General features: G+C 60.3%; 23 protein-coding genes. 15 read left to right on the forward strand and 8 right to left on the reverse strand.

Annotation, left to right across the window (positions count from 1 at the left end; genetic code table 11):
* Positions 1-4: 4 nt before the first annotated feature.
* Positions 5-931 (reverse strand): universal stress protein, encoded by a 927-nt coding sequence (locus tag ACIPZC_RS10095; protein ID WP_400626608.1) that lies wholly within the window; start codon positions 929-931, stop codon positions 5-7.
* Between the two features lie 243 nt (positions 932-1,174).
* Between ACIPZC_RS10095 and ACIPZC_RS10100 the strand changes: the two genes are divergently transcribed.
* The 3 genes from ACIPZC_RS10100 to ACIPZC_RS10110 all read left to right on the forward strand — a co-directional run bounded on the left by ACIPZC_RS10100 (position 1,175) and on the right by ACIPZC_RS10110 (position 3,059).
* Complete coding sequence (locus tag ACIPZC_RS10100; RefSeq protein WP_267816613.1) at positions 1,175-1,363, forward strand: hypothetical protein; 189 nt, start codon at positions 1,175-1,177, stop codon at positions 1,361-1,363.
* A 1-nt stretch (position 1,364) separates the two neighbouring features.
* Positions 1,365-2,156, forward strand: a complete 792-nt coding sequence (locus ACIPZC_RS10105; protein WP_400626611.1) for a helix-turn-helix domain-containing protein — start codon at positions 1,365-1,367, stop codon at positions 2,154-2,156.
* Positions 2,157-2,222: 66 nt separating this feature from the next.
* The gene (locus tag ACIPZC_RS10110) at positions 2,223-3,059 is read left to right on the forward strand and encodes a universal stress protein (protein ID WP_400626613.1); all 837 of its coding nucleotides are present in this window, start codon (positions 2,223-2,225) and stop codon (positions 3,057-3,059) included.
* Positions 3,060-3,146: 87 nt separating this feature from the next.
* Here ACIPZC_RS10110 and ACIPZC_RS10115 read toward each other — a convergent pair whose 3' ends face one another.
* Entirely contained in the window at positions 3,147-4,040 is an 894-nt protein-coding gene (locus ACIPZC_RS10115; protein WP_400626615.1) for a PA4780 family RIO1-like protein kinase, read from the reverse strand.
* Positions 4,041-4,715: 675 nt separating this feature from the next.
* Here ACIPZC_RS10115 and ACIPZC_RS10120 point away from each other — a divergent pair.
* Both ACIPZC_RS10120 and ACIPZC_RS10125 read left to right on the forward strand, forming a co-directional pair.
* The gene (locus tag ACIPZC_RS10120; protein WP_400626617.1) at positions 4,716-4,937 is read left to right on the forward strand and encodes a YceK/YidQ family lipoprotein; all 222 of its coding nucleotides are present in this window, start codon (positions 4,716-4,718) and stop codon (positions 4,935-4,937) included.
* Between the two features lie 85 nt (positions 4,938-5,022).
* On the forward strand, positions 5,023-5,496 hold the full coding sequence (locus ACIPZC_RS10125) for an OsmC family protein (RefSeq protein WP_400626619.1): 474 nt from the start codon (positions 5,023-5,025) through the stop codon (positions 5,494-5,496).
* Positions 5,497-5,796: 300 nt separating this feature from the next.
* On the opposite strand, the gene ACIPZC_RS10130 is transcribed toward ACIPZC_RS10125, so the two are convergent.
* Positions 5,797-6,381: an MliC family protein gene (locus ACIPZC_RS10130; RefSeq protein ID WP_400626621.1), complete on the reverse strand. Its 585-nt coding sequence runs from the start codon at positions 6,379-6,381 to the stop codon at positions 5,797-5,799.
* Between the two features lie 528 nt (positions 6,382-6,909).
* On the opposite strand from ACIPZC_RS10130, the gene ACIPZC_RS10135 reads away from it, so the two are divergent.
* The 3 genes from ACIPZC_RS10135 (at position 6,910) to ACIPZC_RS10145 (ending at position 10,112) form a co-directional block, all read left to right on the forward strand.
* Positions 6,910-7,641: a hypothetical protein gene (locus ACIPZC_RS10135; RefSeq protein ID WP_349975722.1), complete on the forward strand. Its 732-nt coding sequence runs from the start codon at positions 6,910-6,912 to the stop codon at positions 7,639-7,641.
* A gap of 466 nt (positions 7,642-8,107) precedes the next feature.
* Entirely contained in the window at positions 8,108-8,650 is a 543-nt protein-coding gene (locus ACIPZC_RS10140) for an AAA family ATPase (protein ID WP_400626623.1), read from the forward strand.
* Between the two features lie 583 nt (positions 8,651-9,233).
* Positions 9,234-10,112 carry a serine hydrolase domain-containing protein gene (locus ACIPZC_RS10145; protein WP_400626625.1) on the forward strand — a complete coding sequence of 293 codons (879 nt, stop codon included), beginning with the start codon at positions 9,234-9,236 and terminating at the stop codon, positions 10,110-10,112.
* A 282-nt stretch (positions 10,113-10,394) separates the two neighbouring features.
* Here ACIPZC_RS10145 and ACIPZC_RS10150 read toward each other — a convergent pair whose 3' ends face one another.
* From ACIPZC_RS10150 to ACIPZC_RS10160, 3 genes are all read right to left on the reverse strand, one after another.
* Entirely contained in the window at positions 10,395-11,669 is a 1,275-nt protein-coding gene (locus ACIPZC_RS10150; RefSeq protein WP_400626627.1) for a DUF4303 domain-containing protein, read from the reverse strand.
* A gap of 25 nt (positions 11,670-11,694) precedes the next feature.
* On the reverse strand, positions 11,695-12,048 hold the full coding sequence (locus ACIPZC_RS10155; RefSeq protein ID WP_241803798.1) for a hypothetical protein: 354 nt from the start codon (positions 12,046-12,048) through the stop codon (positions 11,695-11,697).
* A 199-nt stretch (positions 12,049-12,247) separates the two neighbouring features.
* The gene (locus tag ACIPZC_RS10160) at positions 12,248-12,496 is read right to left on the reverse strand and encodes a hypothetical protein (protein ID WP_400626629.1); all 249 of its coding nucleotides are present in this window, start codon (positions 12,494-12,496) and stop codon (positions 12,248-12,250) included.
* Positions 12,497-12,940: 444 nt separating this feature from the next.
* Between ACIPZC_RS10160 and ACIPZC_RS10165 the strand changes: the two genes are divergently transcribed.
* Positions 12,941-13,456, forward strand: a complete 516-nt coding sequence (locus ACIPZC_RS10165) for a GrpB family protein (RefSeq protein ID WP_349974854.1) — start codon at positions 12,941-12,943, stop codon at positions 13,454-13,456.
* A 241-nt stretch (positions 13,457-13,697) separates the two neighbouring features.
* Here the strand turns inward: ACIPZC_RS10165 and ACIPZC_RS10170 are convergent, their stop codons facing one another.
* Positions 13,698-14,675, reverse strand: a complete 978-nt coding sequence (locus ACIPZC_RS10170) for a YiiG family protein (RefSeq protein WP_400626631.1) — start codon at positions 14,673-14,675, stop codon at positions 13,698-13,700.
* 193 nt (positions 14,676-14,868) lie between these two features.
* Between ACIPZC_RS10170 and ACIPZC_RS10175 the strand changes: the two genes are divergently transcribed.
* From ACIPZC_RS10175 to ACIPZC_RS10190, 4 genes are all read left to right on the forward strand, one after another.
* Positions 14,869-16,563, forward strand: a complete 1,695-nt coding sequence (locus ACIPZC_RS10175) for an Hsp70 family protein (protein WP_400626633.1) — start codon at positions 14,869-14,871, stop codon at positions 16,561-16,563.
* Positions 16,564-16,566: 3 nt separating this feature from the next.
* Complete coding sequence (locus ACIPZC_RS10180; protein ID WP_400626635.1) at positions 16,567-18,114, forward strand: J domain-containing protein; 1,548 nt, start codon at positions 16,567-16,569, stop codon at positions 18,112-18,114.
* Positions 18,115-18,334: 220 nt separating this feature from the next.
* Entirely contained in the window at positions 18,335-18,586 is a 252-nt protein-coding gene (locus ACIPZC_RS10185) for a hypothetical protein (protein WP_400626637.1), read from the forward strand.
* 147 nt (positions 18,587-18,733) lie between these two features.
* Positions 18,734-19,453: a TorF family putative porin gene (locus ACIPZC_RS10190; protein WP_400626639.1), complete on the forward strand. Its 720-nt coding sequence runs from the start codon at positions 18,734-18,736 to the stop codon at positions 19,451-19,453.
* Here ACIPZC_RS10190 and ACIPZC_RS10195 read toward each other — a convergent pair.
* Entirely contained in the window at positions 19,450-20,370 is a 921-nt protein-coding gene (locus ACIPZC_RS10195) for a LysR family transcriptional regulator (RefSeq protein WP_349974858.1), read from the reverse strand. The two genes, ACIPZC_RS10190 and ACIPZC_RS10195, sit on opposite strands and share 4 nt — an antisense overlap.
* Positions 20,371-20,496: 126 nt before the next feature.
* Here ACIPZC_RS10195 and ACIPZC_RS10200 point away from each other — a divergent pair, with 126 nt between their 5' ends.
* The gene (locus ACIPZC_RS10200) at positions 20,497-21,336 is read left to right on the forward strand and encodes a MaoC family dehydratase N-terminal domain-containing protein (protein ID WP_400626641.1); all 840 of its coding nucleotides are present in this window, start codon (positions 20,497-20,499) and stop codon (positions 21,334-21,336) included.
* A 22-nt stretch (positions 21,337-21,358) separates the two neighbouring features.
* On the forward strand, positions 21,359-22,522 hold the full coding sequence (locus ACIPZC_RS10205; protein ID WP_267816672.1) for an acyl-CoA dehydrogenase family protein: 1,164 nt from the start codon (positions 21,359-21,361) through the stop codon (positions 22,520-22,522).

Below are 22,522 nucleotides of genomic sequence, written 5' to 3' on the forward strand. Positions count from 1 at the left end.
CCCTCTAACCTTGCGAATGCTCGGGTGATAACACCAGCACACTGGTGCTGAGCCGGTGCAGGATCCGCTCGGCCGTACTGCCAATGAACCAGCCGATGCCGTGATGGTGGTAGCTGCCCATCACCAGCACATCGATGTCGTTGTTGTCCATGAACAGCGCCAGCACCTTGGCCGGGTCCCCCACCCGCATGTGGCGGTGCTCGAAGGCGATCCCGTTGCGCTCGGCCAATGCCTGGAAGGCATCGGCCTGGGCCTCGTGAAGTGTCCGTGAACGGTTCGAATCGAACAGGAACGAATGCTCCCGAGAGCCTTCGGCGTTCAGGTACATCGCACCCATATCGTAGGCATACAGCAGTTCGATCTGAGCGTTGCATTGCAGGGCCAGCTTGAGCGCTTCGCTGATGATCAGGTCGTTGAAGCCTTCGAACTGATCCTCCGGGCGCGACAGGTCGACCGCTGCCAGTATCCGGCGCGGCAAGGCATTACTGGCGTTGTGCACCAGGTGCAGCGCAATCCGGGTGTCACGCAGCAGCTGCACGTCCAGCGAGGTGAACATGGCTCGTATCCACCAAGGCTCATGTTCAAGCCCCTTGATCAGCATGGCGAACGGCTGTTCACGTAGATGCACCTGGATCTCGTCCAATGGGTGCTGTACCCACAACACCTCGGTAGTGACCGTCACACCATTGCGGCGCATCGACGATGCCTGGGTTTCCAGCCATTGACGATGTTGCTGCACATACCCCTCGCGCATGACCGCCAAGGCCTGGTCGTTGACCAGGCCGGCAGTGGCCAGCCCCTCGAGGTAGTCGAACGCGACGATGTGCAATGGCATGCCCTTGGCTTTGGCCAGCGCCGCCGCTCGATCAAAGACCGGCGTGCGGCGCATCAAGGGCGAAGCGATGAAAAGAAGTCTTTGCGAGTTGGTCATGGCACACCTCTGCGGGCTCGATGAGTACCTCGATGCTCTGCTGCCGGCGGCTGCCCGGTTTGATGTATGTCAACAGTGCACGCGAGCAGACCAACGGCTGTTGCCGCTTACCGGGCAATTGACACGGATCAAGACTTATTGGTTTTTTCGGCGCACGCTGTACCTAGCCTCGCTGCTGACAAGGACGCCATTGCGCCTCGAATCAATCGCTATTGCTTGCCCATGCAGGCACTGGAGGTTCCGATGAACGTCTACGTCGAGAAAAGCGCCAATGACAACCGCTGGTGGGTCCACATGGACGAATGGCGGGTGAGTTTCAGAACCCCCATAGAAGCCGAACAGTTCGTCGGCGTGCTGACCGCCCGGCTTAACGCGCCCCATTCACTGAGCAAGATCGCCACCGTCGCTTCCAGACCGGCGAGGGAGGCCTGAGATGTCGGGCCTGATCGACGTTCAGTCGCTCGGCGAGCCGGTACAGCTGCGCCCGCCCCCACCCATTCACCTGCAACCACTGGCATCGCGCTGCAATGGGTGCCGGGTCAACGGCTTGTGCTTGCCCACGGGTTTGCCCCTGCGTGACAACAGCAGCCTGGGCACATTGATCGGCCCGCGCATCCGCATCAGGAAGGGTGCTGCGCTCTTCAACGCCAATATGCCCCTGAGCGCCTTGTATGCGGTGTATTCAGGCAGTTTCAAGACCAACCTGAACAATGCCGAAGGCCAGGGTGTGGTCATCAATTTCTGGATGCCGGGCGACGTACTGGGGCTCGACGCCATCGCCACCGAGCACCATGTCTGTGACGCCATTGCCCTGGAAGACAGCGAAGTCTGCCCCGTCCCATACCATCGCCTGCAGGCCCTGGCGCGTGATTTTCCCACGCTGCAGCAGAGCTTGAACCGCCTGATGAGCAGGGAAATCATCCGCGAGCATGAGCGCGTGCTGATGCTGTGCAACCTCTCTGCCGAGCAGCGGCTGGCCAGTTTTCTGCTCGGCTTGTCCCGACGCTTCGTCACCCGCGGCTATTCATCCCACGGCTTCATGCTACGCATGTCGCGCGAGGACATGGCCTCCTACCTGGGGCTGCGCCTGGAAACCATCTGCCGCTCGGTCGCCCACTTGCGCGCCCTGGGTATCGTCAACCTGCACGGCCGGCTGGTGGAAATTCTGGACATGCCTGCGCTGATGGCACTGGAACTGGGTTACCCAAACAGCCCGCCTCACTGAACTGCCAGTTGCCTGCGTGCACCTGGCTTGCAGCGCATCGCCTCGCAACAGCTGAAGGTATCGGACATGGCAAATTTTCATCTGGCTTACCTGCCGTTGGTCACCTATCCGGATGTGCTCCCCGATGACGCTGTGGCAGCCGGTGTACACCTGGCCGTCGCGCTGGGGTATGACCTGCATGTCATGACCTTTGCGGTGAAGATCCCCTACCTTTCGCCGTCCATTGGCAGCACCCTGCTGAATATCCCCGACATGATTCAAACCACCGAAAGCAACAGTCGAACGCAGTGCAAAGCGCTGCAGGCCATGGTGGGCGGCCTGGACCACGGCCAGAGCAGTGTGGAATTCTCCACCAGAGAGGTAGTGCCCGGCCTGACGGGTACCGCAGCGGCAGAGGCGTCAAGGTATTTCGACCTGACCTTCCTGCCGTGGGCAGTCGACAAACCCGTCATCCAAGAGCTGGCAGAGTCGGTGATTTTTGGCGCTGGCAGGCCATGCATCCTCGTTCCCCCTTTGCCCAGCAAGCCCATCAGGCACATGGCGTTGGCCTGGGACGGCAGCCGCGTCGCGGCGCGAGCACTCGCTGACGCGTCACACCTGATGGCTGCCGACATGCTCATCACGGTCCTGACCGTGCAGGGCGAAAAGCCACTCGAGCACGCCGACATCGCGCAGGACATGGCCCATGCCTTACAGCACCGAGGCCTGAACGCTCGGCCGCTGAGCGTGAAGCTGGCCGGGCGACCGATCGCTGAGTGCCTGCAGCAAGAAGCACTCACCGTCGGCGCCGACCTGTTGGTCATGGGCGGGTTCGGTCATTCGCGCTTGAAAGCATTCGTCCTGGGGGGCGCTACCCGGGGGGTTCTGCAAGCCCTTCGAATGCCCATACTGCTGTCGCACTGAACCCCGGCGATCAGTGCCTTCGTCACAACATGCGATACAGGGACAATCGTGTAGCCCAGAAAGTGATGCTTTGACTTGGCTGACAGATCATTGCAGCCAAGGCGGCGGCGGTTCTTCGCCCTTGACCGGCCCATGCTCGGCTTCGGTCCGTGCAGCTCGGCGGCGGGCATCGTCCAAGCGGGCAGCGTCGATTTCGCGCATCACGCCCCCCACGTCCGCGACATGCTCATCGTCCTCGAATTCGCCTGTCAACGGGCTGTCCGCACGCAGTTCACCGGCCTCGTACAGCGCCCACATTTCCTGGGCAAAGCGGGTGTCTTTCAATTCCGGGGCAAAGCGCCCGAAATAGTGAGCCATGTTCGCCACGTCACGCTGCAGCATGCTGAATGCATGGTTGTTGCCGGCTGCATCCACCGCCTGTGGCAGGTCGATGATCACCGGGCCGTCCGGGCCCAGCAGCACATTGAATTCGGAGAGGTCGCCATGCACCAGGCCGGCACACAGCATCAGCACGATCTGGCGGATGACGAAGGTGTGGTACTCACGCGCCTCCTCAGCCTCCAGGTGCACGTCGTTCAGGCGCGGGGCCGCATCGCCATCGGCGTCGGTCACCAGCTCCATCAGCAGTACGCCATCCTGGAAATCATAGGGTTTGGGCACCCGCACACCGGCATTGGCCAGGCGGAACAACGCCGCCACTTCAGCGTTCTGCCAAGCGTCCTCGGCTTCCTTGCGGCCGTACTTGCTGCCCTTGGCCATCGCCCGGGCCTGGCGGCTGTTGCGTACCTTGCGGCCTTCCTGGTATTCGGCGGCCTGGCGGAAACTGCGCTTGTTGGCCTCTTTGTAGACCTTGGCGCACCGTACCTGGGCGCCGCAACGCACCACGTAGACGGCTGCTTCCTTGCCGCTCATCAAGGGTCGCAGTACTTCGTCGACCAGTCCGTCTTCAATCAGCGGTTCGATTCGTTTTGGCGTCTTCATCAGGCTTGTGTTCGGGGTCCTGTCTGGCCTTATGGCTTGGTTGGCGAACATCCTCTCACAGGCTGATGCGTCTTGCTCGTTTGTCTGCTCAGGCGGCGGCCCAGCGCTGCGTTATCCAGTGCCGAGCCACATGTGTAACCGGGGCCGCTTCGCGGCCCATCGCCGGCAAGCGCGGCTCCCACAGGTATACGACATGCCTGAAGGCTGCCTGGACTGCCCACAAGGGTCGGATGGGGTCCAAGGTCTTGGGGGCAGTCCATTTTGTGGGAGCCGGCTTGCCGGCGATGAGGCCGGTACTGACTCATCAGGGCGTGAGGCGGACGCTCGTGGTAAATGGGTAGCGGCCAATGGAGGCCTTCAATTGAAGATGGTTTGCGAGCAGGTAAGCATCATGGCCTTTGCAGCAATCGTGCTTCTTGGCATATGGCCTGAGCGGCATATCGACAGGAATCATGGACGTCCTTGTAATTCCTAATGCAGACCACGCAAAATCAACCAGCTCGCACTGATGCACCACGCCCGACCCTGGAAGTCGGATATGTGCTGCCAGGGCGCCCTGATTGAGCTTCATCGCCACGGACGACAACTAAATCTACAAGGGAATGTATGCCGGGAAAAATTCTGTTGCTTTTAACCGTGTTATCGCTAGGCGGCTGCTTCAGCACGATTGGCCACATGAGCGGGGAACGTTGCGTTTATCACGGTACCCGCGCATCGTGGGCCTGGGCAAATCACCCAGACACGTTGAGCAGTTGGCCATTTCTAATCGATACGCCGTTTTCTTTTGCGTTGGACACCCTATTGCTGCCCTATGACCTGACGGCCTTTTTACCCGACAGCCTGGGTGGCGACCGAAGCGAATGCGTGATCAAGGGCGGGTTGAACGTCATCATGTAATCCGCCCCTTTACCCACGAACACGGGTAAAGCCCGTGCCGTCGTCCGAGTTACCTGCTTCGCCGTGAACCAACACAGGAGTGACGATGAAAGAACACAACTACGCTGTAACCATCAATTGGATAGGCAACACAGGTGAGGGTACTGCCAGCTATATGGCTTACCAGAGAGACTTCACTGTCGAGGCGCCAGGGAAAGCGCCTATCCTTGGTTCGGCCGACCCTGCTTTTCGTGGTAAACCCGAATGCTGGAACCCTGAAGACATGTTGCTGGCCTCGATCTCGGCCTGCCACAAGCTCTGGTATCTTCATCTGTGCGCCGTCAACAATGTGTGCGTGCTGGAGTACGTCGATTACCCGGTGGGCCGGATGGTCGAAGGAGATGGCGAGCGCAAGGGCCATTTCGTGGAAGCAGAGCTAAGACCTCAAATCATCATTGGTAGCCAATCAGATAAAGAGCTTGCAATGCGCTTGCATGACGATGCTCACCACGAGTGTTTCATTGCCAACTCGGTCAACTTCCCAATCAAATGCAAGCCTGTTATCAACTATCGAAGCTAACGAAAGACTGGGGCTACGGGGATGGTGCAAATCTCTGCGTAGCCCCTCTGGAATCCACCATGAGTCACCTGCGATAGCATCGTCGACAACAGCGACTCTTGCGACTTGGCTTTCCTTTAGAAATGGCAACCTTGAAAAGCATTGATGGAAGGTAGGCGGTGGCAGCTTTTGATCAAATGATCATAGCGCTGCGACCTACTCACACCTCTTAACGAGACGGTGCCTTATAGAAGCTGGGAGCGAATCGCCGAGCTTCTGCCGAATCAGTGGAACCCGCTCAGAAATCGTCCCTCCCGATGGCTATCGACGCGCCGTGCAGTGCATTTCCGGAGCCTGATAGCCCCATACTACGGTGGCCTCACCTTGGTGCTCCCATAAACTCTCATTTTGCCCCTTGTAGCGCGCGCCGCTGGCGCTCTGTTCTATGTACATCAGCGAACTGCGGTCACCGAACTCCACGATAGCCGTGGGCGGCTCGGTGCGGAAGAAGCTGGCAACCACTTCCTTGTCCGGGTTGCCGTCACACTGGTAGGACACCGAACCGGTGGCCTCGACCAGCCGATAGCGGGCCTGCAGTTCGGCGATGCGCAGGCGGTAGCTGTCGGCGATGCAAGTGGGCTGGTCCGCGCTTTTCCAGCAATCGTTGCGACCCTTGATCCAGCCCCGTTGCTCGGCCTTGAGCACCGGCGGATGTTCATTGCCGGCCTTCTGCTGTGCGGCTGTGTAGACCTCGGCCATTTGCCGGTCCAGTGCCGAGAGCGACTCGCTCTGGCAGATCTGTTGTTCGATGCTGCCGGCCTCGACCTGAGTGCAGTTGAAGGCAGGTCCCGCAGCCTGGGTGTGCGACAGAGGCAAGGTGAGCAGCAGGGGAAGCCAGTGCTTCATGGGAGCCACCATTAGCGATTGAGAATACTGGGCTCAGTCTAGCGCTGTGCTCAATTGCGTGGAGGATGCCCCAGCTTTTGTCGGCGGCTAATGACTGCTAATGGCCATAGCTCCCTCCATGAAGGGCAGCTATGGGCCGTTGGCAGTCATCCACCGCCACCCGCGATAGCACGCTGCACATTCGACAGTGGTTGGGCGTCGCTGATGTCGCTGCCTGACCGTTCGAACGAGGAAAACCGACGATGTGCCATTGGTCGCAAAGCCGAAGCGCTCGGGCTATTCAATAGAATCCGAAGAATAGTCGGCATCCAATTGTCACTACAGACATTATTGCAGCATCCATTTGCATGGAAACAGCCATTGCATAATCAGGCAAGATAAATGGCTTTTAGCCATATTTCACTAATCGCCAATGATTCTAAATGGGCGATAGCCATTTTTTCAAGCGTGACTAAGCTCGTAAGCGCGCAACGGATATTAGGGATGTACGCGCGCTTACCATGACGGATCTATTAAAGGAGTATAAAAATGGAAAGCTTCGCTATCGCCGCATCACAAATCAACTGGAATGGTGGCCAACGGATTACGTTGAGCCCTGGTGATACCGCCACCTGCACGACGTTACGTCCGGGCCAGATATACGGGATTTTCCTGTATAACTCGGCGGGGAGTGACAATAATGCCACCGTCAGTGTGGTATGGAGCAATAGCCAGCCTCCGGCACGGATTACCGTGCCAGGTACCACGGCTAATGCAGGTTTGGCCTCATTGGGCTTCGTTTCGGGCACCGACACCCAGACCATTTCGGTCTCCTTACCAAGCAACAGTGGTATAGCCCAGGTCGAACTGTGGTTGGGCAGTACCAGCATGCCGACCAACACCAGCGGGATTAACAATAATCCCTTGCAGGCCAATGGCGAGCAATACCCTTTCAACAAATACAGTCGCTATTATGCGGTGCCACCATCAAAATGGATGAATCTGACCATCGCCAGCAAGATCACCCAGTTTATCTCGTGCCAGTTCCGCGAAGCCGCTGCGACGGTGTTTGTTGTGAATGAAACGTCCAACGGCTTACTGGCTGGGCAAGTTACCAATATTGGGCCTACCGCTTCGGAGCCCGGAGCGGTTAGCATTGTGGCGACACAGATTCAAAGTGTCAGCACTAACTTGCAAGGTGACGGTACGCAGTGGGTCTGGATGGACGCTGATAGCCCACAAGACTCTACGAGCGCCAGTATTTCCCTGCAGTCGCTGTAAAAACGCAGCCCGCTGAAATAAAAGAGTCATGCCCAGCGTGGCTCTTTTTGTTTTGCGTCAGTGGCCTCATAGTGCCTTGTCAACACTAAGCTCCAGCCGGTTACTTGCACCTTCACCGAAAGTAATGCACGAATTTTGTATGGCGTGCGGCTCTCGACTTTATTCTGGTCACGCTCTGAAGGTGAATATGCCGGCTGGATATCCATAGCGCTAGGAACGCTTGATACCTCCCCGCGTGCCGACGCATCAAAGACATGCGCACGTCGACTACGCTTCGCCCTGGTAGACACAGGCCAGCATTCGGTCTCGGCTCGGCTCACCGATATAGGTCGATACTCGCTATCAACAGCAGTTGCCGATTTGCACCGAACGCCCAGCACATAAGTGTGCTTGCGGTTGACCTCCTCGCCCATTGCCGTAAAATCCCGCGCCCGAAATTTAGCAGGCATGGCGAGAGGGAGTTTCAATGCAACGGGTGATGATCATTGGTCAGCCAGGTTCTGGGAAAAGTACCCTGGCGCGCAAGCTCGGTGAACGTACAGGCTTGCCGGTCGTGCATATCGACACGATTCATTGGCAGCCAGGGTGGGTTGAGCGGAGCCGGGACGAGAAGACGCGTCTTTGTCATGTGGTCGAGGCCCGTGAGCGCTGGATCTTCGAAGGCGGGCATTCGGCCACATGGAACAACCGGCTGGCCCGGGCTGACATGTTGATTTGGATTGATCGCTCGGCACCGCTTCGATTCTGGCGCGTTTTCCTCAGAGCGATGTGGAACCGCGGTCGCACCCGACCCGACTTGCCGGACAACTGTCCGGATTTACTGGCCAACCTGCCGGAGTTTTTCAGGTTCATGTGGCGGACGAAAACCTCGTCGCGGGAGGCGATGAAGCGATTGGTGCTAACAGCCCCGTCGAGCTGTCGCGTGGTCTGCCTGCGGAGTAATCGAGATACCGATGTTTTTCTCGCGAGTGTGGGCACACAGCCTGGTCAGGTTACCCCAGGTCATTAGATGCTAAATCGCGAGTGAAGCGCTGCTGCGTGACCGCCAAGAATTTTTGGTGGATCGCTAATGAAAGCGTAAGGAAGACACCGAGTAGCTATATGCTCGTGTGAAACAGCGATCAGTCTGAAGCCGTGTCCGGAATGTCTGCAATGTATCGATAGCAGCCAGCGACTCAACGCTCTGTGGTCAGTTCCGGCCTCATCGCCGGCAAGCCGGCTCCCACAAAAATGTCAGCAACCTTCAGGCATGCGGTATACCTTGTGGGAGCCGCGCTTGCCGGCGATGGGCCGCGAAGCGGCCCCGGTTACAAATGTCTGCTTTGGGTCCAGGCTGGGTAAAAACGTTCGGTGCGATCCGGCTGTTAGAAACATGATTTCTGCAGTGAGGCCCAGCTCTGGGTCGAAAGTCGTCAGTCGCCAAGGGCTGCTATCGACCCTAGCGCCGTTCGCGGAAAGTAGTAAACGGCCGCCAGCGGACGTTCGCGTGGAAAGCTCGCATCAAAAGACATCAGATTGAAGGGTTGCGCGGTAATAAAGCATGCTCTCGTCCCACTCTCCAGACTCACCTGTCATTCACGACTGAGTAGCCGATGCTGATTTCTACCCTTATCAACGGCCGATTGAAAACTCCACCGTTGCAGGACGACCCCCTCGTGCCCTGGTGGAGTTTCACGAAAACGGTATTAGCCGCGACAGCCCTGACATTAGTCCGCGACGGCAGGCTTGACCTGGATGCTTCGCTTCCCGAGGGTGTATTCACTCTGCGCCAACTTCTGCGTCACGAGGCCGGGCTCGCGGACTATGGCGAACTTCCCGAATACCACGCCGCCGTAGCCAATCATGAGTCTGCATGGCCCGTAGGCGAAATGATGCAGCGCCTGGATGGGCACCGACTGCGGTATAGCCCTGGAACGGGTTGGCGTTACTCGAATGTTGGTTTCATGCTGGTAGCCCAAATCATCGAGCGTGCTGCCGACCTGTCGATCGCAGACACTGTCAGACAGCAAGTCCTGAAGCCGCTCGACCTATCGACGGTTCGCTTTGCAACTGAGCGCGCTGAACTGAACGGGAATCACCTGAGTTACGACCCCGGCTGGGTCTATCACGGACTGCTGATTGGCTCTGTTTCACAAGCTGCCCGGCTCTTGGATGGTGTGCTTGCTGGAGATGTCCTACCTGACAATCTGATTCGGGAAATGCAGGCCACACGAGTACTGGGTGGCCCAATGGCAGGTCGGCCTTGGTTGACGCCTGGTTACGCGCTCGGCCTGATGCGAGGCGCAATCGAGGGAGACCTGATATTGGCTGGGCATACCGGATCGGGGCCAGGCAGCGTTGTTGCGGTTTATCGGTGTGATGTTGGTGACTCCGCCGTATGCTGTGCAGTTCACTCGGTGGGGGCGCAAGAGGCAGGTATTGAAAAGCTGGTAGTTCAAGAAATACGAGAGGCGCTAGCAGTGACACGCTGAAGTTATGCGTGCCGCTCGGGACGGCCTCTCCTCGCAACGCCTGCCTTGGGTCGAACGCAGCCAATCCCGGCCGGCAGATCTCGATCCGAAGCGGCCACGGGCGAGTTCGAGCGCGAGAGGAACAAAAAACTAGGCTGGAAGTCGCGTTCCTGGGCGAAATCCAGATCGGCTGACGTGCCCACAAATTTGAGCTTTCATGTAAAAGCGCACACTCTAGGTCTGGCAAAGAGTTTTTATACGCTCCGGGTCGAATGCGGCCGGTCGTGACTGACCGCAATCGACCTAAAGCGACCCTTGGTGGAAGGCAGCAAACGGTTGCATGGCTTCCAGGCCGAGACCCGCGAGGTGCCGCACCTGCTCATCGGCATCCTGGGTTGCCAGGCGTAGCGCCTCGATGGCTCGAAGCGCGTCGTCGGGCAGCAGGCCACGGTTATTCAACCCACTCACGGCGTGACGACGAATGGCTACGCGGGGTGAAGCCAAACCGCGCAAGGCTTCGTTGACATCGGCGGTGGTGGTATCGATCTGACCGTAGACGTCTTCAAGGGCCTCTTCAACAGCAGCCGCGAGCTCAGGACGCTGATCAAGCAGACGCTCAACAGGTGTGTAGTCCAGCACCGGTGGCTCCACGCCCCGCCAGCGGAAACCGTCAAAGTTGGCGCAGACTCCCACCACAGCGACGTCGAACGCTTGCTGCATGAGCCAGTCGAAATCCTTGAGGTAACCCAAGGCCTTTGCGCACCAGTTGCGGGTCGGTTGTTCACAGGCCTCTATAGCCTGCCGGCGCAGAGCCTGAATGACGGGCTCATCAGCCATGCCAGACAGCCCGAGAATGCGCGCGGCAGCGGTAGGCTCTTTGTGCCCGTTGAGCTGTTCGATAAGCGCTGCCTGTGCCGGACGGCCGTTGGCAATCAGCCAGCGCTCTGCGTCCTCCCCCGAAATGCCATCCGAACAATGCAAGCGGCTGACGTAGAACGCGGCCTGCTCGGCGAGCGGCAAGGCAGCGACTGCGCGCTGGGTGTTTTCAATGGCCAGTTCGACCGGGAAATTTTCCTCGAACTGCTGGCGGGTCATGCTGCGCTTGGCCAAGGCCATATAGCCAGCAAAGTCATGAAAGATCACCACGAAACCAGGCGTCACACCAGGATGCTGAGCGAAATGGCGGCCCAGCGCCCTGGCGGCACGGCTAACGGTGACCAGCAAGCGTTGCTCAGCCGCTTTCCATTGGCGCGGGCCAAGCCGGTTGGCGTGGGCTTGCAGCTCATCATCAAGCCGCGTGAACGACTCACCCGCGCAAATCTCCCAATCCCAGCGCCAGTCCACCGGGTTCCACTTCACCGAACTGAAGCTTTCATCTTCCTCGTCGGGGTAGTCTTCGCTGAGTGCTTGCAGGCTGTTTGCGGCAAAGCTGGGCAGCGACAAAACCGCCCCTTCTTCTCGGTAGCTGGCGTGAAAGGCTGCGGCGTACAAAGGGCTGCCCCCCTCATCGAGCAGCGTTTGCAATGCCTGCCTGGCGGCGTCGAACAGCGCCAGTTCCAGCGCTTTCCAATCCATCATTCAGGTCCTTGCCGACAAGTAGAGTTCAGCCGAGCAGATCGAGCATCCCCTCAAGGGTGCTTTCCAGACGGGCTAATTCAATGTGTGTACCATCGCCATATTCAGCGGTACGCAGCGCACACTCAATGATCACCGTGAGCCCCCGAGGGGCTCGATGGCCGGGGTATTTGCGCAGCTTGAGTTCGACCCGGGTCGGGCTCAACCAGGTGCTGAGGTCTGCTGACCATAGAGGATCCTGAAAGCCAAACACCACGTTTGCGTTTTGGGTATCGATGATTTGCGGCGGGAACACCCAGTGCGTGTTGCCAGCTTCCCACGGGGTCGCCTGGACTTGGTAGCGACCGTCTGGAGACAAGGACAGTATTTCAATTTCACTCATGAGTGTGCGTTCGCAAAGGGTGGGCCAGCGAAGGCGCCTACTTGGAACGGGTCGAAGATGTATTTGACATGGCAGGTAATCATGAAATCAGTCCTTGATTCGGGAGCCCATCATAGGGGGTAACGGCTGCCGGTCAAGACTGACTGCTTTCGACGCATAGCGGACTCCCTCAGGTAGGTATGATCGGGTGCTTGTCGAGTTAGCCGGCGGTGCGCCTCAATAGTTGGGAAAAGCGGTAGATAGCCGCATGAATGTCATCCCTAGCGTCACAATCCCAATCTTCACTGGTTTCGAGTTCGGCTTTGAGCCGTGCTATCCGCTCCATGATTTCTGCTACCTCTACAGCCCCACATTGCGCGGCAATTGCCGCCCATTTCTCCTCAGGAATTCTCTCCTGGATCGAAAGTCCTGCCTGTGCTTCTGCAATTAGTGCGGTGAGTTTACTCATCTTTACGCTCCAAGTGAGGCTGTTTCGGCGCTATAGATTCTCAGGCTTCTATGCCCGATTCTGGCCGGTTGCTGCCCCGAACGAAAGGCAGCTAAGGGTCGATAGCGGCCTGTCACGTACGGCAGCTTTCAACCCGAAGCTGGCATTTGTACCCGGGGCCGCTTCGCGGCCCATCGCCGGCAAGCGCGGCTCCCACAGGTACACCGCATGCCTGAAGGCCGGTGACATTCCTGTGGCCGGCTTGCCGGCGATGAGGGCGGACCTGACCACTGAGCTTTGAATCGCTGTCTACTACGTGTCGAAAGGAGCCAATAACGAGCGGCAGCTTTCGACTCATTGCTGCCCTTCGCATAGGGCGGCAGTCGGCCAGATGTAGGCGCTGGCGAGTGCACAAGTTTTGAGGGAACATTCGGATCATTGAGTACTAGCCGCCAAGGAACGGAAATGGCATTGACCAGCAAGATCACCCCCTACAACCCCACGTGGCCCGCTCGCTTTCTGGCAGACAAGCCACTCATCGCTTCGGCCTTTGGCGATGAACTGATTGCCATCCAACATGTTGGAAGTACCTCCGTTCCAGGACTCGCGGCGAAGCCCGAGATCGATGTACTCATCGAGGTTCACGATCATAGCAACGCCTCGGCGCGGGACGAGGTGTTGATGGGTTTGGGGTATATACGAGGAAGTGATCTGTCGGAAGGGCATCATTTCTATCGGCGTAATGTGGATGGGATTCGCACGCACAAGCTCCACGCTTGTGTTCGTGGCCACATTGCGATCACCCAGATGCTGGGGTTCAGAGATTTGCTCAGATGCAATGCCTCAATGCGCCAGCAGTATGAAGCGTTGAAGCTCCAACTGGAGTCGAGCAATACGGGTGGGATGGCTGAGTATCTGGAGAAAAAGTCTCCGTTTATTATCGCGGCACTACTACATGCCGGTATTGCCGTTCCTGGATGACTGAAAGATCGCTAAGCGACCCAGTATCAAGTGTCTGCATTGGGTGCAAAGCAACCCATCCCGACCGGCAGCTTTCAACCCGAAGCAGGCATTGGTAACTGGGGCCGCTTTGCGGCCCATCGCCGGCAAGCGCGGCTCCCACAGGGGTGGTGCAGGCCCGGAGGCTGATCACGTACCTTTGGGCGACGCGTGCCGCCGGTGTACGGTAGCTACCGACGCGTCGCGCAAATGCCAAAATTGCTCAGCTGCAGCTCGTGGAGTTCAGGTCGTTGATCACATCGTCGAACGCGCTACCGAAGAACTTGGCATCATGCTCGATCGGGTTGTTGTGCTTCCATGCCATCTGGCGTTGCTCATTGTATTTGTAGCCACCGGATCTGGCCGTATCGATAGCTTCGCGGCCCTTGCCGACAAACTGGTTCAGGCGGCTGAGCATCACGCTGCAGCCTGGGCCGGTTGCCGTGTTTTGCTTGTGCCAGCCTTCGATCATCTGCGCGGTTTTACCCAGGCTTTCTTCAAATGGCTTGACCGACGCCTCGGCCCCGGCCGACTGGAAGAAGTCGGTGGACAAGCGCATCGATTGCTTGGCGTATAGCACGATCCCGGCGCGGTAATACGCCAGCGAGTCCTTTTCGGCCTCGTCGAACGCCTGTCGGGTGTTGACTTCATCGCGCTTGGCCAGGCCGTCATAGAACTTGGCCTGCTCGATGGCAACGCCCTCGAGCGCTGCATCCAGGGCCGGCTCCATCGCCCTGGCCTTCTGGCCACCATCGCTCAGGTAGCCTTTGGAGGCGGCGTAGTTGGCGAGTTCGCTGTGGACGGGCTGCAGCTTGTCCAGCGCCACCAGCATCGCTTTTGCTGGCGCGTCCAGGTCCGGCATGGGTGACGGCAAGGCCAGTGCCTTGTTCAGGTTGTCGCGCAGGAGGCTGATGTCGTAGGCGCTGAACAGGTAGTACTCCGACAGCTTGTTCTTGGACTGCAGGTCCTTCGAATACTCTGTTCGGCGGTGATCCAGAATGGCCGCAAAATTGCCACCGCTGTTGGCGGCATCGACATAGGCGTTGTACTTCTCGATCTCGATTTGTTCGGCGCTGGGTTGTTCGGCCGCAACCTGGCCTTGAGGGGCCGTCGCACTGCGAGGTGCTTGCGCGTTGTCACAACCGGCCAGCAGAACCCCTGCGGCGATCAGCAGTCCTAGCCATACCCTGCTTGCTTGCATCATCTTCATCCTTGTCATGTCCTGGGGCGACCAGCTGCTGACACATTGCCATCAGCCGGGAGCGGTATTCTAGAGACTCAATACTCGATGAAGTTCAAGCAGGGCCTGCCTTTTTGCGTTTTTGTGGCCGGCCTCGCATTCTGCCTCGGTGACAGCGCCGTAAACTTGCATTCGGAACGAAAAGGAATTCGCCATGATTGTCGGGATTGACCTTGGTACGACCAACAGCCTGGTCGCGGTATGGAACGAAAACACCAGTGAACTGGTGCCCAATGCCCTGGGGCAATTGCTGACGCCCTCTGTGGTCGGGCTCGACGACGAAGGCCGGATACTGGTTGGGCAGGCTGCCCGCGAACGCTTGTGCACGCACCCGTCACTGACCGCAGCGCTATTCAAACGGCATATGGGCAGTGCCCGCACGCTGCAGCTGGGCGCGACGCCGTTTCGTCCCGAAGAGCTGTCGGCGATGCTGCTCAGAAGCCTCAAGGCAGATGTCGAGCGCACCTATGGCGTGGTAGTCACCGAAGCGGTGATCAGCGTGCCGGCCTACTTCAACGATGCCCAGCGCAAGGCGACCCGCATCGCCGGTGAGCTGGCCGGGCTGAAAGTCGACAAGCTGATCAATGAGCCTACCGCCGCGGCGCTCGCCTACGGCCTGCCCCAGCACGGCAGTGAGTCGTCGTTTCTGGTGTTCGACCTGGGCGGTGGCACCTTCGACGTGTCGATCCTCGAGCTGTTCGACGGCGTGATGGAGGTACGTGCCAGCGCAGGCGACAACTACCTGGGTGGCGAGGACTTCGATCAGTTGCTGGCCAGGCAGTTTATCCAGGCCCACGCTGAAGATCCGGACTTCCCGGATAGCGCGTCGATCAGCCCGCTACTGCGCCGCGAGGCCGAGCGCGTACGAATCGCACTGGGCCACTCCCCCACCAGCGAATTCGTGCTGCAGGTCGGTGCGCAACGCTGGCAGCACACCTTCACCCAGCAGGCCATGGCCACGCTGTTCGAACCCTTGCTGGAGCGGCTGCGCAACCCTGTGGAACGCGCCCTGCGCGATGCCCGCATACGCAGCGACGAACTGGACCAGGTGCTGCTGGTGGGCGGCGCCACGCGCATGCCGCTGGTCCGCAAGCTGGCTGCCAGCCTGTTCGGCCGCTTCCCTTCGGTGCAGCTGAACCCGGACGAAACCGTAGCGCTGGGCGCTGCGGTGCAGGCCGCCTTGAAGGCACGGCACGCGGCGCTGGAAGAAGTGGTGCTGACCGACGTCTGCCCCTATACCCTCGGCATCGCGACCCTGCGGCGGGTGGGCAACGAACATGAGAGCGGGCACTATCTGCCGATCATCGAGCGCAATTCCACCGTCCCTGTCAGCCGGGTGAAAACCGTGTACACGGTGCATGAGGCGCAAGAGCTCGTGCGGGTACAGATCTACCAGGGCGAGAGCCGCCTGGTGCGTGACAACATCGCCTTGGGCGAACTGGAAATCCCGGTGCCGCCGAACAAGGGCGTGGTTGAAATTGATGTGCGCTTCACCTACGACAGCAACGGCCTGCTCGAATGCCAGGTCAGCATCCCCATCACTGGCGAGCAGTTCGCGCTGGTCATCGAGAACAACCCCGGCGTGCTCAGCGCCGATGAAATTGCCGAATGCCTGCACAAGCTCGAAGCGCTGAAAGTGCACCCACGCGACCAGCAGGTCAACACCCTGCTGGTCGCCCGCCTGGAGCGCTTGTATGAAGAAAGCCTGGGCGAGCGTCGTGAGCTGGTAGACCACTGGGCCACACGGTTCCAAGAGGCGCTTGCCAGCCAGGATGAACGTGTCATCGGCCGGGCGCGCCACGAGCTGAACGCGCGCATGGCAGCATTCGAAAGCAGCGACGGGCGCTGACCGATGAGCTCGGTTGACGATTGCTGGCAGGTGCTGGAGCTTACATCCGCGTGCGACGCGCGAAGCCTCAAGCGTCAGTACGCCAAACTGCTCAAAGTCACGCGACCCGACGAAGACCCGGCCGCGTTCCAGCAGCTGCGCGACGCCTATGAACAGGCCCTGCAGGCGCTGCAGGGGGAGCGCACGGATGCTCAAGTTACCGAACGCGCGCCAGCGCCCGACACACCACCCGCCAGCCGTACGCTCCACGCGGGTTCAGCCCATGAGCAAGCCGTTGCCTTGCTGGACGGGTTCGTCGACTCGGCCATCGAAAAGGCCTGGGCCCAAGCGCAAGCAAAAGGCATCGAGGGCGTCTTCGAACGCCTCTTGTTCGAGCGTTGCCTGCGCGCCGCATCAGCCCATTCCCATACCCTGCACTGGGGTATCGAACAGCGTCAGTGGCTCACCCCATGGCAGCAGTTTCCCGCCTCGCACGCCGAACAGCAGCACCTGTCGCTCATACTCGCTGCCACCCTCTACAACGCGCTCGAACAATTATTGGCCGTAGGCGAGCATGAGCGCTTTAGCGGCATGCTCGAACGGGCCAGTCGCCAAGGCTGGCTAGCGGACCTGGAGCGTCGCCAAGCGCTTCAAGTGCACGTGCTGACCCTGTTGCTGAACGATGAAGGCTGGCCGCCCGAGCTGTTCGAGCACCTGTGCCAGACATTCGCCTGGAACGCATCAGGTGCCGAGCCGCCGATTGCAGACGAGCACTGGCAAACCCTGCGCAGGCGTTACCAACAGCGAGCCTGGCTGAGCCACCTGCGCAGCCTGGCGGATCGCCGCGAGGCGCAGGCCAGCCCCGATGCCAACGCCGCCGCGCTGTTTCTGTCGGCGCCTCACCCTGAGCAGCAAAAGGCAATGGCCGCCGCCTTCGTCGAGGCCGACTGGCAAGCCTGCGAGCGCCTGTCAGAGGCGTTCGCAGCGCGCTACCCCGACCTGCTGGGGATGTTCCCCAACCATGACGCCTGGTTCTGGAAAATGCTGGTCGAGCCCCGCGACCCGCCCCACGGCGTCAAACGCGCCGCCGCTGTGATCACACTGGCCCTGGCGCTGAAAAGCTTGCCCAATCTGGACCCTGTCACCACCTTGATCCTGCTCCCGCTTTACGCGGTGGGCGGGCTGCTGGCAGCGAAGATGGGCCAGTGGCTGTTCGGCCACTGGGCGCAGATTGCAGCCAGCCTTGAAGACATCGATCAACGCCTCAGCGCCTGGTGCGTCAGCAAGCGCATCACCCGCGACCGTCGCTACCTGGTCATACGCAACGCAGGGCCGTTGCTTGGGCTGGCCGTGCTGTTATGGCATTGGCTGGGGCCGCTTGGCCTGGGCACCTACGTGCTCATTGGCATCATCGGGCTGCTGCAGCCCGCCGATTGGGGGCCGCAGGCCCGCGACTATCGTTGGCGCAGGCCGCTGCAAGCGGTCTATCGGATTGCCGGGCTCAGTGGTGTGCAGTGGCTGCTTTGCAGCGTGATGGTGGTGGTGATCGCTTGGATGCGGTGGGTAGCCTGATCGCCTTTGACACCTGAGTGAGCCACGAGACATGACAATGGCATACGCATCCCAGTATCCCTCAAGCCCGCGTGGCGCTTAGGGCTAGCAAAGCCTGCCGTTTTCACACGGTGCAATCGATAGTCACTATCGAGAATGGCAATTTCTAATGATCGCGGCCGCTCAATAACCTTGCTCCATCGATTCGTCATACACCATCCCCGAATCCTGGAGCTTCGCGATGAACACCACGGCCCGCCTGCTGCTCGCCACCTTGTCCGCTACAGCCATTGCCGTGCTCAGCGGTTGCGCCAGCCACCCGGAATTGCGCCCTTACACCGCGGAAGAAACCCGCCAGCTGCAGCTCGAAGCCATCCAGCGCCAGGCACTGTCCCTGGATGAGTACGAACTGCGCAAGCGCGTGATCTTGCGCGCCGCCAGCAAGCAGGTGGTGACCGAGGCGGCCGAAACGCCCGGGGCGATCGAAGGTTGAATTCAAAAAGCAGGCAGTACGTTCGCCACCTGGGCCAGAACCCGATTGAGCCCGCCTGAATCCGCTGGAATACGCCGTATTGTTTTCCCCACCCGCCAACACAGGTATCCTGTGCCGCTCAAGCGCAAGCCTTCCAGGACGGTGACCATGACCAGGCCCTTTCTGTTGCTCAGTGCGGCTCTGCTGTTCAGCACAGCGCTGCAGGCGCAGCAAATACAGCGCGAACTGGGCGATTTCGACTTCAAACTTGGCACCACGCCTTCACGCAGCATGGCCCAGGGGCTGATTTCGCCCAGCGCCAGCGGCGCCTTTCACGGTGGCCTGGACCTCAGCCACTCCAGCGGTTGGTACGTGGGCCAGTATGCGCCTAGCATGGGGGTAACGCCTGACTCGACCCTGCGCCTCGACAGCTACCTGGGCTACAAGCACCACTTCGACAGCACACTGGGTTACGAAGTAGGCCTGATCCACTACAGCCAGCCGAACATCGCAGGGCCGGACAGCTATGCGTTGTATGGCGGCATTTCGGTCATGGGCAGCCGGATCGGCGGGGCCTGGCGTGACAACCCGGACAATCGCACCGGTACGCTGTTCGCCGATTTCGGCCAATTGCCGTTGTTCGACATCGACCTCACGGTCAAACTCGCCCATCATCGCCTGGGCACGCCCTTCACCATCGGCGACGGCAGCCAGGTCAATGCCTTCTCCGACTGGTCACTGGAGCTGTCGCGGCCCTGGCTGGGCATCGACCTGAACCTGATCTACAGCAACTCCGACCTCAACGGCGGGGGCTGCGATGCCTATGCCGGTATCAACACGTATTGCGAGAGCATGGTGACGTTCAAGGCTCAGCGTAGTTTCTTCTAGGGGGCCGGGGGCGGTTGCAATGCGCTGTCTTCCCCCTCAGGCATCAAGGTGGCGATCAACGCCCTCACCGTCCCAGGCAGCGCATCCAGCTCACGCACCAGAATGCTCCGCTCACGCACGGCCCAGGCTTCATCCAGTTCGATGGTGACCAGGTTCATGGTCTGGCTGTGGCGGATCGCCGCCGACTCGGGGATGATGCCAATCCCCACGCCCGCCTCCACCAGCCGGCAGATGGCCTCAAAGCTCGACAGCTGGATACGCAGCGATAGGCTCAAGCCCATGCGCTCGACATGGTCACGCAGAAAGCTGAGCAAGGTGCTGCCGTCGTGCAGCCCGATGTGCTGGAACGCCAGCGTCTGCCTCAACGTGACCTGCCGGCTGCCCGCCAGCTCATGCCCTGCCGGCACGATCAGCACCAGCCGGTCGGTACTGAAGTGCAGCACTTGCAAGCCGCTGGCTTCCACGGGGCCGGCAATGATGCCCATGTCGGTGCTGCCATCGAGCACACCGCGCACGATATCCCGCGACAGGCGCTCCTGCAGGTCCACGGTCACGCCGGGACGTTTGGCGAGAAAGCCCGCCAGCACTTCGGGCAGGAACTCGGTCACGGCAGTGGTGTTGGCAAAGATGCGGATATGCCCGGCCGAATCGGTGCCGAACTGGGCGAATTCGGCTTTCAGGTAGTCCACCTGGCGCATGATCAACCGCGCATGCATGAGCAGTTTCTGCCCCGCCGGCGTCAGCTCGACACCCCGGCTGTCACGGTACAACAGGCGCGTGTCCAGCTGCGCTTCCAGGGCCTTGACCCGTGCACTGGCGGCGGCTGGCGAGAGGAATGCCCGCCGCGCGCCTTGGGTCAGGCTCGGTGACTCGCCGATATGAATGAACAGCCTCAGGTCTGCCAGATCGAAATGCATGGGCCTATCCGAAAGGGGTGCAGGCGTTCAGCATACATGAACGCTGCTTTACACAAATGCAAATTCACAGAATGCCAGGTGCCTCGCATGATCGCTGCATAACAACAAATGCAGAGGCCAATGGTTATGACTGCTACGCACCCGCCCACGGATTACAGCGCCTGGATCGGCCGCACCGAAGAAGCCGTCGATGAGCTCAGCCGCAACCTGATCAAGCGCATCGCCGCCACCCTCGGCGAAAGCGCCCCCGCCGTGGGGCAGCCCTTGCCACCGCTGTGGATGTGGTGTTTTTTCCAGGAGCCGGTGGCCGAATCGCAACTGGGCCGCGATGGCCACCCGGCGCGCGGCGGCTTCCTGCCCCCCGCCGACAACCGCAACCGCATGTGGGCCGGGGGCCGTGTCGAGTTCATTGCCCCGCTCAAGGTCGGTGCCGAGGCCCAGCGCCTGTCGACCATCGTGAACATCGAAGAAAAGCACGGGCGCAGTGGCGCATTGCTGTTCGTCACCGTGCGCCACGAGTATTCACAGCACGGCGCACTGTGCGTGCGTGAAGAGCAGGATATCGTCTACCGCGAACCGACCCCGCCCAAACTCAGCAGTGCCGTGCCAAGCGCCCCAAGCGACTGGAGCGAGGCCGTTACGCCCTCCCCGACCCTGCTGTTCCGTTACTCCGCCGTCACCTTCAACGGCCACCGCATCCACTACGACTACCCCTATGTCACCGGCACCGAGGGCTACCCCGGCCTGGTGGTGCACGGCCCGTTGATCGCCACCCTCACCCTGCGCGCCTTCCAGCGCGCCAACCCCGGCAAGCGCCTGCGCCAGTTCACCTACCGCGGTGTACGCCCACTGACCGTGCCCACCCCATTCGACGTGGCCGGGCGCCTGGGCGCACCGGGCCAGGCGCAACTGTGGGCCGGCAATGCCGACGGCGTGGCGCAGAGCGCCGACGTGCTTTTCGACTGAGAACTGGACAGGGAACCCCCGCATGCATACGTACGACAGCGATGATCTCAATGCCATCCGCGAAGGCGTGCGCGCCTTGTGTGCCGAATTCGACGCCGGCTACTGGCGCAAGATCGATGAAGAAAAAGGCTTCCCCGAAGCCTTTGTAAAAGCCATGACCGACGCTGGGTGGCTGTCGGCGATGATCCCCGAGCACTACGGCGGATCGGGCCTGGGCCTGGCCGAAGCTTCGGTGATCCTGGAAGAAGTGAATGCCTGCGGTGGCAACTCCGGCACCGTGCATGGGCAGATGTACAACATGTTCACCCTGCTGCGCCATGGCAGCGAAGAGCAGAAGCGCCACTACCTGCCCAAACTGGCCAGTGGCGAACTGCGCCTGCAATCGATGGGCGTGACCGAGCCGACCACCGGTACCGACACCACCAAGATCAAGACCACTGCGGTGCGCCAGGGCGACAAGTACGTGATCAACGGGCAGAAGGTGTGGATCTCGAGGGTCCAGCATTCCGACCTGATGATCCTGCTGGCCCGCACCACGCCCTTGCCTGAGGTGAAGAAAAAGTCCGAGGGCATGTCGATCTTCCTGGTCGACCTGCGCGAGGCCATCGGCAAGGGCCTGACCGTGCAGCCGATCGCCAACATGGTCAACCACGAGACCAACGAGCTGTTCTTCGACAACCTCGAGCTGCCGGCCAGCAGCCTGATCGGTGAAGAAGGCAAGGGCTTCCGCTACATCCTCGACGGCCTCAACGCCGAGCGCACCCTGATTGCCGCCGAATGCATCGGCGATGGCCGCTGGTTCGTCGAGAAAGCGAGCCAGTACGCCCGTGACCGCGAGGTGTTCGGCCGGCCGATTGGCAAGAACCAAGGTGTGCAGTTCCCCATCGCCGAGGCGCACATCGAAATAGAGGCCGCCGACCTGATGCGCTGGCGCGCCTGCGCCGAGTACGACAGCGGGCAGCCGGCCGGAGCCAGCGCCAACATGGCCAAGTACCTGGCGGCGAAGGCTTCCTGGGAAGCTGCCAATGCGTGCCTGCAGACCCACGGCGGCTTTGGCTTCGCCTGCGAATACGACGTCGAGCGCAAGTTCCGCGAAACCCGCCTGTACCAGGTGGCGCCTATTTCCACCAACCTGATCCTGTCCTACGTGGCCGAGCACCTGCTCGAACTGCCGCGCAGCTTCTGA

Origin of the sequence: Pseudomonas sp. NPDC089743, assembly GCF_044748785.1 — a bacterium.
GTDB classification, from domain to species: Bacteria; Pseudomonadota; Gammaproteobacteria; order Pseudomonadales; family Pseudomonadaceae; genus Aquipseudomonas; species Aquipseudomonas putida_X.

Bases quoted from the DNA above. Each gene is read 5' to 3' on its own strand.
- ACIPZC_RS10170 (WP_400626631.1), bottom strand. From the start codon at position 14,675: ATGCAAGCAAGCAGGGTATGGCTAGGACTGCTGATCGCCGCAGGGGTT.
- ACIPZC_RS10140 (WP_400626623.1), top strand. From the start codon at position 8,108: ATGCAACGGGTGATGATCATTGGTCAGCCAGGTTCTGGGAAAAGTACC.
- ACIPZC_RS10185 (WP_400626637.1), top strand. From the start codon at position 18,335: ATGAACACCACGGCCCGCCTGCTGCTCGCCACCTTGTCCGCTACAGCC.
- ACIPZC_RS10200 (WP_400626641.1), top strand. From the start codon at position 20,497: ATGACTGCTACGCACCCGCCCACGGATTACAGCGCCTGGATCGGCCGC.
- ACIPZC_RS10130 (WP_400626621.1), bottom strand. From the start codon at position 6,381: ATGAAGCACTGGCTTCCCCTGCTGCTCACCTTGCCTCTGTCGCACACC.
- ACIPZC_RS10125 (WP_400626619.1), top strand. From the start codon at position 5,023: ATGAAAGAACACAACTACGCTGTAACCATCAATTGGATAGGCAACACA.
- ACIPZC_RS10155 (WP_241803798.1), bottom strand. From the start codon at position 12,048: ATGAGTGAAATTGAAATACTGTCCTTGTCTCCAGACGGTCGCTACCAA.
- ACIPZC_RS10160 (WP_400626629.1), bottom strand. From the start codon at position 12,496: ATGAGTAAACTCACCGCACTAATTGCAGAAGCACAGGCAGGACTTTCG.
- ACIPZC_RS10095 (WP_400626608.1), bottom strand. From the start codon at position 931: ATGACCAACTCGCAAAGACTTCTTTTCATCGCTTCGCCCTTGATGCGC.
- ACIPZC_RS10145 (WP_400626625.1), top strand. From the start codon at position 9,234: ATGCTGATTTCTACCCTTATCAACGGCCGATTGAAAACTCCACCGTTG.
- ACIPZC_RS10180 (WP_400626635.1), top strand. From the start codon at position 16,567: ATGAGCTCGGTTGACGATTGCTGGCAGGTGCTGGAGCTTACATCCGCG.
- ACIPZC_RS10205 (WP_267816672.1), top strand. From the start codon at position 21,359: ATGCATACGTACGACAGCGATGATCTCAATGCCATCCGCGAAGGCGTG.
- ACIPZC_RS10195 (WP_349974858.1), bottom strand. From the start codon at position 20,370: ATGCATTTCGATCTGGCAGACCTGAGGCTGTTCATTCATATCGGCGAG.
- ACIPZC_RS10150 (WP_400626627.1), bottom strand. From the start codon at position 11,669: ATGATGGATTGGAAAGCGCTGGAACTGGCGCTGTTCGACGCCGCCAGG.
- ACIPZC_RS10175 (WP_400626633.1), top strand. From the start codon at position 14,869: ATGATTGTCGGGATTGACCTTGGTACGACCAACAGCCTGGTCGCGGTA.
- ACIPZC_RS10120 (WP_400626617.1), top strand. From the start codon at position 4,716: ATGAGCGGGGAACGTTGCGTTTATCACGGTACCCGCGCATCGTGGGCC.
- ACIPZC_RS10165 (WP_349974854.1), top strand. From the start codon at position 12,941: ATGGCATTGACCAGCAAGATCACCCCCTACAACCCCACGTGGCCCGCT.
- ACIPZC_RS10115 (WP_400626615.1), bottom strand. From the start codon at position 4,040: ATGAAGACGCCAAAACGAATCGAACCGCTGATTGAAGACGGACTGGTC.
- ACIPZC_RS10110 (WP_400626613.1), top strand. From the start codon at position 2,223: ATGGCAAATTTTCATCTGGCTTACCTGCCGTTGGTCACCTATCCGGAT.
- ACIPZC_RS10105 (WP_400626611.1), top strand. From the start codon at position 1,365: ATGTCGGGCCTGATCGACGTTCAGTCGCTCGGCGAGCCGGTACAGCTG.
- ACIPZC_RS10135 (WP_349975722.1), top strand. From the start codon at position 6,910: ATGGAAAGCTTCGCTATCGCCGCATCACAAATCAACTGGAATGGTGGC.
- ACIPZC_RS10190 (WP_400626639.1), top strand. From the start codon at position 18,734: ATGACCAGGCCCTTTCTGTTGCTCAGTGCGGCTCTGCTGTTCAGCACA.
- ACIPZC_RS10100 (WP_267816613.1), top strand. From the start codon at position 1,175: ATGAACGTCTACGTCGAGAAAAGCGCCAATGACAACCGCTGGTGGGTC.